General features: G+C 44.8%; 6 protein-coding genes, 6 tRNA genes and 2 rRNA genes. 11 read left to right on the forward strand and 3 right to left on the reverse strand.

Annotated elements, in window-relative coordinates:
• Nucleotides 1-189: 189 nt before the first annotated feature.
• The 7 genes from F946_RS14150 (at nt 190) to F946_RS14180 (ending at nt 3,687) form a co-directional block, all read left to right on the forward strand.
• Nucleotides 190-537: a hypothetical protein gene (locus tag F946_RS14150; protein WP_004983653.1), complete on the forward strand. Its 348-nt coding sequence runs from the start codon at nt 190-192 to the stop codon at nt 535-537.
• Nucleotides 538-694: 157 nt separating this feature from the next.
• Entirely contained in the window at nt 695-1,915 is a 1,221-nt protein-coding gene (argJ, locus tag F946_RS14155; protein WP_004983656.1) for a bifunctional glutamate N-acetyltransferase/amino-acid acetyltransferase ArgJ, read from the forward strand.
• Between the two features lie 145 nt (nt 1,916-2,060).
• Nucleotides 2,061-3,128, forward strand: a complete 1,068-nt coding sequence (gene nadA, locus F946_RS14160) for a quinolinate synthase NadA (RefSeq protein ID WP_035327160.1) — start codon at nt 2,061-2,063, stop codon at nt 3,126-3,128.
• 153 nt (nt 3,129-3,281) lie between these two features.
• Nucleotides 3,282-3,358, forward strand: a tRNA-Pro gene (locus tag F946_RS14165).
• A 46-nt stretch (nt 3,359-3,404) separates the two neighbouring features.
• A tRNA-Arg gene (locus tag F946_RS14170) sits at nt 3,405-3,481 on the forward strand.
• Between the two features lie 35 nt (nt 3,482-3,516).
• A tRNA-His gene (locus F946_RS14175) sits at nt 3,517-3,592 on the forward strand.
• Nucleotides 3,593-3,610: 18 nt separating this feature from the next.
• A tRNA-Pro gene (locus F946_RS14180) sits at nt 3,611-3,687 on the forward strand.
• A gap of 122 nt (nt 3,688-3,809) precedes the next feature.
• Here the strand turns inward: F946_RS14180 and F946_RS14185 are convergent.
• The 3 genes from F946_RS14185 to F946_RS14195 are packed head-to-tail and all read right to left on the reverse strand — an operon-like array spanning nt 3,810 to nt 6,026.
• Entirely contained in the window at nt 3,810-4,289 is a 480-nt protein-coding gene (locus F946_RS14185) for an outer membrane lipoprotein YfiB (RefSeq protein ID WP_004983663.1), read from the reverse strand.
• Nucleotides 4,283-5,521 carry a diguanylate cyclase DgcN/YfiN gene (locus F946_RS14190; protein WP_004983665.1) on the reverse strand — a complete coding sequence of 413 codons (1,239 nt, stop codon included), beginning with the start codon at nt 5,519-5,521 and terminating at the stop codon, nt 4,283-4,285. The genes F946_RS14185 and F946_RS14190 overlap by 7 nt, the downstream gene beginning before the upstream one ends.
• 4 nt (nt 5,522-5,525) lie before the next feature.
• Nucleotides 5,526-6,026, reverse strand: coding sequence for a regulatory sequestration protein YfiR (locus F946_RS14195; protein WP_035327139.1), 501 nt, complete (start codon nt 6,024-6,026; stop codon nt 5,526-5,528).
• 507 nt (nt 6,027-6,533) lie between these two features.
• Here F946_RS14195 and F946_RS14200 point away from each other — a divergent pair.
• The 4 genes from F946_RS14200 to F946_RS14215 all read left to right on the forward strand — a co-directional run bounded on the left by F946_RS14200 (nt 6,534) and on the right by F946_RS14215 (nt 11,629).
• Nucleotides 6,534-8,071 (forward strand): 16S ribosomal RNA (locus tag F946_RS14200).
• A gap of 61 nt (nt 8,072-8,132) precedes the next feature.
• Nucleotides 8,133-8,209, forward strand: a tRNA-Ile gene (locus F946_RS14205).
• 68 nt (nt 8,210-8,277) lie between these two features.
• A tRNA-Ala gene (locus tag F946_RS14210) sits at nt 8,278-8,353 on the forward strand.
• A gap of 382 nt (nt 8,354-8,735) precedes the next feature.
• Nucleotides 8,736-11,629, forward strand: a 23S ribosomal RNA gene (locus F946_RS14215).
• The 16S and 23S rRNA genes sit together here with 2 tRNA genes alongside, the layout of an rRNA operon.
• Nucleotides 11,630-11,700 lie beyond the last annotated feature (71 nt).

Below are 11,700 nucleotides of genomic sequence, written 5' to 3' on the forward strand. Positions count from 1 at the left end.
GTGAACGAGTGAAAAAGCAGAACTTCGGTTCTGCTTTTTATTGGTATGACTGAAAAATTGACGTTAAGATCAATCCAAATACGATTCTGATTACAGCTAAAGCGTTGCATAATGTGAATAGCATTTGCAGTGTTAGGCATTAAATGCTATTTAGTTGCTCATCATCTAAACCTCTAAAGTGGAAAGACAATGAAAAAAGTATTAAAACCAATCATGATTGTAGCTTTAGCGCTTCCAACTTTTGCATTTGCAGATACCACTACCGCAGCTAAAGTTCAACAAGCACGCGGTGCAACCACAGCACCTGCGGCACAAGCCAATGGCAATATTACGGTACAAAGTCCGCGTACAGGGATTCGTTATACCTTTGCCAATCCAAATCAACGCCCAGTGGTTCTGCAAACGGCTGCTATTGCTCCTGTAAATGCAGCAACGGTGAATCGTATTGTGGCTTCAAACCCAGCGCTTTCTCCTGTAAGTCAAGAAAATGCTAAACAAGCGCTTTTGTCTAGCTCAGCACAGCTTGCTTCAAATTAATCAAATGCTGTTGCATAAAACCAATCTTCGGATTGGTTTTTTTATGTCAAAAATGAGTGTGCATTGAAAAGTTAAAGCAAACAAAGTCTTCTGCTCGATTTTTTCTGAAAATTCTAATAAGCTGTGTTTTTTCTAACAAATGAATTGGACGTTTAAAATGCCAGTAGGTGACGTATCAATGCCACAAATGCACGTGGTGAAAGGGGTGAGAATCGGAACGGCTGAAGCTTATGTGCGCTATCAGAACCGACGTGATCTTGTCATTTTCGAATTTGCTGAAGGAACGAATGTTGCGGGTGTTTTCACTCAAAATGCGTTCTGTGCAGCACCTGTGCATGTGTCAAAAGCGCACTTACAAGTGGCGAATCCGCGCTACCTCATTATTAACACTGGTAATGCCAATGCAGGTACAGGCAAGACAGGCATGCTGAATGCTGAGCGTACTTGTGCACAGTTGGCTGAGCTTGCTGGTGTGCAAGCAACGGAAGTGTTACCGTTTTCAACAGGGGTGATTGGTGAACAATTGCCGTTGGAGCGTTTGTTAAATGGATTACAGCCTGCATTAAATAGTTTGAGTGCTGATGCTTGGGATGTTGCTGCTACCGGGATTATGACCACAGACACCACACCAAAAGGTGCATCTGAGCAATTCGAATTGGATGGCGTCACGTATACCATGACGGGTATTTCTAAGGGTGCAGGCATGATTCGTCCCAACATGGCAACGATGTTGGGCTATGTTGCAACCGATGCACCTATCAGCCGTGAGTTGGTTCAGCAACTGTTGAGCGAAACGGTGAATGTTTCGTTCAACCGAATTACCATTGACGGTGATACTTCAACCAATGACTCCTGTATCTTTGCAGCTACGGGTCAAGCGGGTGGTGTTGAGATTAGCTCAACCCAAGATGCACGCTATGCCGTAGTGCTAGATGTACTGACGCGTATGATGAAACGTCTTGCACAACTGATTGTGCGTGATGGTGAAGGAGCAACCAAGTTTATTACGGTTGCTGTTGAAGGTGGGTATGACACGCAAGAATGCTGTGATATTGCTTATAGTATTGCGCATTCACCTTTGGTTAAAACCGCGATTTTTGCGTCAGATCCGAACTGGGGACGTATCTTGGCTGCGATTGGTTATGCTGGGGTTAAAAATTTAGATGTTGAAAAAATCCAAGTTTGGTTAGATGATGTGCAAATCTGTAAGGATGGTGGCGCGGCTGCCGATTACACTGAAGCGGAAGGTGCTCGTGTAATGTCACAAGCTGAAATGACCATTCGTGTAGATCTAGGACGCGGGGCAGCGAAAGACACAGTGTATACCTGTGACTTATCTTATGACTATGTAAAGATTAATGCGGATTATCGCTCTTAATCTTAACGAGTTTAAAAAAAGCCTCCTTTGGAGGCTTTTTTACCATAAGAACTTTTGAATGATTGGTCAAAAGCCGAGAAGCCATTTGGCCAATAAATTAAGTGCGGGACTTGCTTGCCGACAAGCATGAAGGGATGAATGAATGATGAACAATGCGACCAATTTAATTACCAATGACGCAAAATCAATTGTGCAGGCGCATTTGGACCGTTTGGGTGAAACCAAAGACTCAAAGCTCAGTGAAGAACTGAAGCAAAAAAAATTTGCTTTAATCTTGGACGAGTTGAAAAAGCGCGATGCGGTATTGGTGGCGCACTACTATTGCGATCCTGAAGTGCAGGAATTGGCCGAGTTAAGTGGTGGATGTGTTTCTGATTCATTGGAAATGGCCCGCTTTGGTCGTGATCATCCAGCATCAACCTTGGTGGTGGCAGGCGTTAAATTTATGGGTGAAACCTCAAAAATTTTATCACCGAATAAAACCATTCTGATGCCAACTTTAGAGGCCACATGTTCTTTAGATTTGGGTTGTCCTGTTGAAGAATTTAGTCAGTTTTGTGATGCCCATCCAGACCATACAGTAGTGGTCTATGCCAACACTTCAGCAGCGGTTAAAGCTCGTGCTGATTGGGTCGTGACCTCAAGCTGTGCGGTCGAAATTATTGAGCATCTAGACAGTTTAGGTGAAAAGATTATTTGGGCACCCGATCAGCATTTAGGCCGTTATATCCAAAAGAAAACGGGCGCAGACATGTTGCTTTGGGATGGTGCATGTATTGTGCATGAAGAATTCCGTGCACGTGGCATCGCGCAAATGAAAGCACTTTATCCGGATGCGGCAGTTTTGGTGCATCCAGAATCGCCAGAATCTGTGGTAGATATTGCTGATGCCGTTGGAAGTACGTCGCAACTGATTAAAGCGGCACAAACCTTACCCAATGAACGACTGATTGTGGCAACCGATCGGGGTATTTTCTACAAAATGCAACAAGCAGTGCCCAACAAAATTTTGGTTGAAGCGCCAACAGCAGGAGAGGGAGCAACCTGTCGTTCTTGTGCACATTGTCCATGGATGGCAATGAATGAGCTGGATGGGATTTTAGAGGTATTACAGCGTGGCGATCAGGAAATATTTGTAGATCCAGCACTTGCTGAGCGTGCGAAATTACCTTTAGATCGCATGTTGGATTTCAGTGCATCGCTAAAACGTTAAAATTTGTATAAAAAACGCCTGAAACGCTTGATTAATATACATTTGACGTGATTTTTTTATTTTTTTTAAATATAGGTGTTGACGTTATCAAGCGTCACGCCTAGAATGCACACCGTACCGAACGAGATGTTCGATACAAAAGCTGAGATGAATCGGAGCATAGCACAGCCTGGTAGTGCACCTGGTTTGGGACCAGGGGGTCGTAGGTTCGAATCCTACTGCTCCGACCAATTCTTCAAGGCAAGGTTATCCATAATACCTCGTATTATTGGTCATGCGCCTGTAGCTCAGTTGGATAGAGCATCCGCCTTCTAAGCGGATGGTCACAGGTTCGAATCCTGTCAGGCGCGCCATTAGGTAGCTTGGTATTAAGAACCGACACATTATGGTGGATGTAGCTCAGTTGGTAGAGCCCTGGATTGTGATTCCAGTTGTCGCGGGTTCGAATCCCGTCATTCACCCCAACTTTAAAAAGTTGAAATCGGAGCATAGCACAGCCTGGTAGTGCACCTGGTTTGGGACCAGGGGGTCGTAGGTTCGAATCCTACTGCTCCGACCATTTATTGAAATGGTCGAGATAAAGATGCCGCGTTAAGCGGTTTTTTTATGCCTTAAATTTAGTAAGGTGCATAAAAAAGCCTTCGTGACGAAGGCTAAAGATAAAACATAGAACAGAGACGCTTAAGGAATAATAATAATATTCACGCGACGATTCAGCGCTCGATTTTCCTCGCTGCTATTTTCTACCAAAGGTTGTGATGCACCGCGACCCATGCTCTGAATATTTTGAGTTTTAAACCCTGTTTCGATAAAAATCTGGCTAACTGTTGATGCGCGTTTCTCGGAGAGTGTTTGGTTGTAGCTTGGGTCACCAATATTATCTGTATGTCCAACCACTTTAATTTTATTCAAATTATACTGCTGCAACTGTTTAGAAAGCGCTTCGAGTGCGGGTTTTTGAGAAGCTTGAATATCGGATTGATCAAAGCCGAACAATAATTTTTCAGGCAGTCTCAGCGTCCAGCCTTCTTCGGTCAAAGTAAAGCCTTGTTTCTTCAGCATGCGCGCTTGTTTATAGTTGAGGTGCCCTAAACTAAGGCAGCCAGATAAAGCAGTCATAAGACCTGCGATAAGCATAAATTTACAAAGATGTTTTAACATGAGGATTCCTGATCAGGATTTAGGCAAGGTGTGATGTACCACCCTTGAGCTAAGTTTTTGGCTTTATACATGGCATTGTCTGCTTCAGCAATCAAATCTTCAGGCGTTGTTGCACATTTTGAAAAAGCAACGCCAATACTGAAACTAAAATGAATCTGTTGTTGATCAAAAGATAATGGTGCTTTACTGCATTCGATTAAATGCTCACAAATCAGTTCTAGGTGATCATAGTGTTTGATATTACGGAGCAGAATTGCAAACTCATCACCACCTAATCGTGCTACCACATCGTGGCTTCTGACATTCTTTTTTAAGCGTTGAGCCATTTCTTTGAGCACGGCATCACCTGCTAAGTGCCCATACATATCATTAATGTTTTTAAAGTTATTGTTGTCGATAAAAAAAAGAGCTGTCTGGTTTTTCTCAGGGTGCTCAAATTGATTGAACAAAATATTGTAAAAATAATGACGATTCGGGAGTTCGGTTAACTGATCATGCAATGCTTGATGTGATAACTGAGAGTTTTCGCTTTGTAGTTTTTCATTGGTGCGCTGCACCTTATCTAATAAATTATTAAATGCACCACTGATGACGCGAAATTCATAAATGGGGGATGATGGAAGACGTGCTTGATATTGAGTATTAAGATTAAGGCTTTCAACAGTATTGACCATGGGTTGAATTGAGTGCATTAGTTTTTGATAGGTTGAATGTACCAACCACAACATAATCAACAGGATGACAAAAATCCCAGCGGAGAGACAAATCAAGAGTTGAAAGAAAAAGCTCATGAGTTGAGTGGCACTACCGTAAATGATCAATGTCCCGTACTGGTTATTTTGATGTTTGATGGTGCGTGTCACAGGGTGTTTAAAGAAGACCTTATCAAACAGATTTTCCATCCATGCAAACTCAGGTGTAGGTTTGTATGCTTCGGCCAGTGGTTTCCCTTGCAGGTTGATGACTTGAATAGTACGAATTGGATATTGCTGAATATGATTGTTCAGTGTTTGCTGTAGCGTAATACGATCATTGAAAATGACAGCAGGTTGAATTTGCTCACTTAAGGTTGCGCTAAAAATATTAAGGCTTTGTTTGGCATAGGTATTCATGGTGTAGATGGAAATCACCACGAAAATAAAACTACAAATTCCAAGAGTAAGAGCAAAAATCAGCAATTGAGACTGACTAAAAATTTTTTGTAGGGAAGTATTAGAGCTTTTACGAAACATTGACTTAAGGCTCCGTAGATTTTGCTAATAATAAAACGCGTGGGTCAACACGCGCTTGTGACTGGGACAGGCTGGTCAAGTTTACCTTAAAGGAAGTTCGTGTTTTGTTTTGATATAAACAAAATGCGCTGCCTAATTCACATTCAGTATTGTTAGAGCTGAATGTTAGAGGAGCATCTTTTAGGTTATTTATAATATTTTGCTCTTCACGTGGTGTGTAGGTTGAGAAAAAAACAGCATTACACATGACCTTATTTAACTCAGACAAACTGACCGCTTGAATTTGATACGCACTCTTGAGTTGCTGATTGACTTGAATGAACTGATTGGATAATTGGCTGTTATTTAAAATGCATAAAGAAATAGGATTGGGTGTATTCCAACGCACATAGCTCAAAATCGTCAACGTGGTTGCAGGGAGATTTAGTTGTGGCTGTGCCTGTACCTGAGAAATCATTAAACAGGACAAAAGGGTTAAATAAATTTTGTATTTAAAAGCTGTCATTATTCATTTTGCTTGGCAGCGAAAGTGAGCTTATTTTAACGAAAAATAAACAGTGATGGTTAAAATTGCTTTAATAATCGACAAAAATCACATTTTTGACCAAAAAATATGCGCTTGAAATAAAATAATAGAAAAAGGTATTGCAAGGGGTTAGAAATGCTGTAGAATGCACATCCATCGGCGGTGATGTTGATTAAAACTTGTTGAGAAACAAGGATTTAGCCCAAGCGGTAGAATCTGGAAGTCTTGAATAAGTTTAAAAATAATTAACAAAACCAGTTGACTTCTTCTTGAAAGAGAGTAGTATAGCCGACCTAGCTTGCTGATGACGAATCAGCAAGAAGATCATTAAGAGATTATGAAGAACAACTTGTGTGGATTTTTACTGATTGATCGATCGAAAATATTTCATTGATTGAAGGTAAAAATTACTCGAAGTTTATTTGAGAAATATTTGTCAGAAAATTGATGAGCCAAGATTTGTAGCCATAAGCTACTAATGATTTTTAACTGAAGAGTTTGATCATGGCTCAGATTGAACGCTGGCGGCAGGCTTAACACATGCAAGTCGAGCGGGGAGATGTAGCTTGCTACATTTCCTAGCGGCGGACGGGTGAGTAATGCTTAGGAATCTGCCTATTAGTGGGGGACAACATTCCGAAAGGAATGCTAATACCGCATACGCCCTACGGGGGAAAGCAGGGGATCTTCGGACCTTGCGCTAATAGATGAGCCTAAGTCAGATTAGCTAGTTGGTGGGGTAAAGGCCTACCAAGGCGACGATCTGTAGCGGGTCTGAGAGGATGATCCGCCACACTGGGACTGAGACACGGCCCAGACTCCTACGGGAGGCAGCAGTGGGGAATATTGGACAATGGGCGAAAGCCTGATCCAGCCATGCCGCGTGTGTGAAGAAGGCCTTTTGGTTGTAAAGCACTTTAAGCGAGGAGGAGGCTACCGAGATTAATACTCTTGGATAGTGGACGTTACTCGCAGAATAAGCACCGGCTAACTCTGTGCCAGCAGCCGCGGTAATACAGAGGGTGCGAGCGTTAATCGGATTTACTGGGCGTAAAGCGTGCGTAGGCGGCTTTTTAAGTCGGATGTGAAATCCCTGAGCTTAACTTAGGAATTGCATTCGATACTGGGAAGCTAGAGTATGGGAGAGGATGGTAGAATTCCAGGTGTAGCGGTGAAATGCGTAGAGATCTGGAGGAATACCGATGGCGAAGGCAGCCATCTGGCCTAATACTGACGCTGAGGTACGAAAGCATGGGGAGCAAACAGGATTAGATACCCTGGTAGTCCATGCCGTAAACGATGTCTACTAGCCGTTGGGGCCTTTGAGGCTTTAGTGGCGCAGCTAACGCGATAAGTAGACCGCCTGGGGAGTACGGTCGCAAGACTAAAACTCAAATGAATTGACGGGGGCCCGCACAAGCGGTGGAGCATGTGGTTTAATTCGATGCAACGCGAAGAACCTTACCTGGTCTTGACATAGTAAGAACTTTCCAGAGATGGATTGGTGCCTTCGGGAACTTACATACAGGTGCTGCATGGCTGTCGTCAGCTCGTGTCGTGAGATGTTGGGTTAAGTCCCGCAACGAGCGCAACCCTTTTCCTTATTTGCCAGCGGGTTAAGCCGGGAACTTTAAGGATACTGCCAGTGACAAACTGGAGGAAGGCGGGGACGACGTCAAGTCATCATGGCCCTTACGACCAGGGCTACACACGTGCTACAATGGTCGGTACAAAGGGTTGCTACCTAGCGATAGGATGCTAATCTCAAAAAGCCGATCGTAGTCCGGATTGGAGTCTGCAACTCGACTCCATGAAGTCGGAATCGCTAGTAATCGCGGATCAGAATGCCGCGGTGAATACGTTCCCGGGCCTTGTACACACCGCCCGTCACACCATGGGAATTTGTTGCACCAGAAGTAGGTAGTCTAACCGCAAGGAGGACGCTTACCACGGTGTGGCCGATGACTGGGGTGAAGTCGTAACAAGGTAGCCGTAGGGGAACCTGCGGCTGGATCACCTCCTTAACGAAAGATTGACGATTGGTAAGAATCCACAACAAGTTGTTCTTCATGACGATGTATCTGAGGGTCTGTAGCTCAGTTGGTTAGAGCACACGCTTGATAAGCGTGGGGTCACAAGTTCAAGTCTTGTCAGACCCACCAAATCTGACTAACAAGCATTATTAAATGCTGAATACAGAAAAGCAGAGACATTGACTTATTGATAAGCTGGGGACTTAGCTTAGTTGGTAGAGCGCCTGCTTTGCACGCAGGAGGTCAGGAGTTCGACTCTCCTAGTCTCCACCAAATTTCAAGACAAGAAAAGCATGCTTTTCCTTGAAATTTAAGCAAGAAGCTATGCTTCGCGCAGATAGGTTGGATTACAGAAATTAGTAAGTAGATAACTTATTAACTTCTGTGATTTATCACAGTTTCCTGACCTGACGAAGGCTGGAAAAATCATTAACAGAATATATTTGAGTTGAAATAATTTGTTCATACTCGTTTTAGTTAACTTAACAAGCAATTGTTAACGTTGAATGAAATGAGTTACTAGCGAAATTAACTGAATCAAGCGTTTTGGTATGTGAATTGAATTGAAGCTGTACGGTGCTTAAGTGCACAGTACTTCAAACTGTAATGTTGAACGTTCTCACTTGTAGGAACGATCGACTGTTTGGGGTTGTATAGTCAAGTAATTAAGTGCATGTGGTGGATGCCTTGGCAGTCAGAGGCGATGAAAGACGTAATAGCCTGCGATAAGCTCCGGGGAGGCGGCAAATATCCTGTGATCCGGAGATTTCTGAATGGGGAAACCCACCTGTCATAAGGCAGGTATCGTATGATGAATACATAGTCATACGAGGCGAACGAGGGGAAGTGAAACATCTCAGTACCCTTAGGAAAAGAAATCAATTGAGATTCCCTCAGTAGCGGCGAGCGAACGGGGAAAAGCCCATTAAGTCATATAAGTTCTAGTGGAATGCTCTGGGAAGTGCAACCATAGTGGGTGATAGTCCTGTACACGAAAGGGCTTATATGATGATGTCGAGTAGGGCGGGGCACGTGAAACCTTGTCTGAATATGGGGGGACCATCCTCCAAGGCTAAATACTCCTGACTGACCGATAGTGAACCAGTACCGTGAGGGAAAGGCGAAAAGAACCCCTGTGAGGGGAGTGAAATAGATCCTGAAACCGCATGCATACAAGCAGTGGGAGCCGACTTGTTCGGTGACTGCGTACCTTTTGTATAATGGGTCAGCGACTTACATTCAGTAGCAAGGTTAACCGCATAGGGGAGCCGTAGAGAAATCGAGTCTTAATAGGGCGTTTAGTTGCTGGGTGTAGACCCGAAACCGGGTGATCTATCCATGAGCAGGTTGAAGGTTGGGTAACACTAACTGGAGGACCGAACCCACTGTCGTTGAAAAGCCAGGGGATGACTTGTGGATAGGGGTGAAAGGCTAATCAAACTCGGTGATAGCTGGTTCTCCCCGAAAGCTATTTAGGTAGCGCCTCGGACGAATACCATTGGGGGTAGAGCACTGTTTCGGCTAGGGGGTCATCCCGACTTACCAAACCGATGCAAACTCCGAATACCAATGAGTACTATCCGGGAGACAGACTGCGGGTGCTAACGTCCGTAGTCAAGAGGAAAACAATCCAGACCGCCAGCTAAGGCCCCAAAATTATAGTTAAGTGGGAAACGATGTGGGAAGGCATAGACAGCTAGGAGGTTGGCTTAGAAGCAGCCACCCTTTAAAGAAAGCGTAATAGCTCACTAGTCGAGTCGGCCTGCGCGGAAGATGTAACGGGGCTAAAACTATATGCCGAAGCTGCGGATTTGCAATTTATTGCAAGTGGTAGGGGAGCGTTCTGTAAGCCGATGAAGGTGTATTGAGAAGTATGCTGGAGGTATCAGAAGTGCGAATGCTGACGTGAGTAACGACAATGCGAGTGAAAAACTCGCACGCTGAAAGACCAAGGGTTCCAGTCCAACGTTAATCGGGGCTGGGTGAGTCGACCCCTAAGGCGAGGCCGAGAGGCGTAGTCGATGGGAAATTGGTTAATATTCCAATACTTCTATGTAATGCGATGAGAGGACGGAGAAGGTTAAGTCAGCCTGGCGTTGGTTGTCCAGGTGGAAGGTTGTAGGCATGTATCTTAGGCAAATCCGGGGTACTCTATGCTGAGAACTGATAGCAAGCTGTACTTGTACAGTGAAGTGGCTGATACCATGCTTCCAGGAAAAGTCTCTAAGCTTCAGTTACATAGGAATCGTACCCGAAACCGACACAGGTGGTCAGGTCGAGTAGACCAAAGCGCTTGAGAGAACTCTGCTGAAGGAACTAGGCAAAATGGTACCGTAACTTCGGGAGAAGGTACGCTGCCGACGGTGATAGGATTTACTCCTTGAGCTATTGGCAGCCACAGAAACCAGGCCCCTGCAACTGTTTATTAAAAACATAGCACTCTGCAAACACGAAAGTGGACGTATAGGGTGTGATGCCTGCCCGGTGCTGGAAGGTTAATTGATGGGGTTAGCGTAAGCGAAGCTCTTGATCGAAGCCCCAGTAAACGGCGGCCGTAACTATAACGGTCCTAAGGTAGCGAAATTCCTTGTCGGGTAAGTTCCGACCTGCACGAATGGCATAATGATGGGGGCGCTGTCTCCAGCAGAGACTCAGTGAAATCGAATTCGCCGTGAAGATGCGGTGTACCCGCGGCTAGACGGAAAGACCCCGTGAACCTTTACTGCAGCTTGACATTGAACTTTGATCTTACTTGTGTAGGATAGGTGGGAGGCTTTGAAACCGAGACGCTAGTTTCGGTGGAGCCAATCTTGAAATACCACCCTGGTAATATTGAGGTTCTAACTCTGTCCCGTTATCCGGGACGAGGACCATGTCTGGTGGGTAGTTTGACTGGGGCGGTCTCCTCCTAAAGAGTAACGGAGGAGTACGAAGGTGCGCTCAGCGTGGTCGGAAATCACGCGTAGAGTATAAAGGCAAAAGCGCGCTTAACTGCGAGACCCACAAGTCGAGCAGGTACGAAAGTAGGTCTTAGTGATCCGGTGGTTCTGTATGGAAGGGCCATCGCTCAACGGATAAAAGGTACTCTGGGGATAACAGGCTGATACCGCCCAAGAGTTCATATCGACGGCGGTGTTTGGCACCTCGATGTCGGCTCATCTCATCCTGGGGCTGAAGCAGGTCCCAAGGGTATGGCTGTTCGCCATTTAAAGAGGTACGCGAGCTGGGTTTAGAACGTCGTGAGACAGTTCGGTCCCTATCTACCGTGGGCGTTGGAAATTTGAGAGGATCTGCTCCTAGTACGAGAGGACCAGAGTGGACGAACCTCTGGTGTACCGGTTGTGACGCCAGTCGCATCGCCGGGTAGCTATGTTCGGAAGGGATAACCGCTGAAAGCATCTAAGCGGGAAGCCTACCTCAAGATAAGATTTCCCTAGGACTTTATGTCCTCTAAAGAGCCGTTGAAGACTACGACGTTGATAGGTTGGATGTGGAAGCATAGTGATATGTGAAGCTGACCAATACTAATTGCTCGTGAGGCTTGACTATACAACACCCAAACAGTTGGTGTTGTGGTTCAAATCACTGCAAACAACTTGATTTAGTTATAAAGCTAGATA

The organism is Acinetobacter johnsonii ANC 3681 (assembly GCF_000368805.1).
Taxonomy (GTDB): domain Bacteria; phylum Pseudomonadota; class Gammaproteobacteria; order Pseudomonadales; family Moraxellaceae; genus Acinetobacter; species Acinetobacter johnsonii.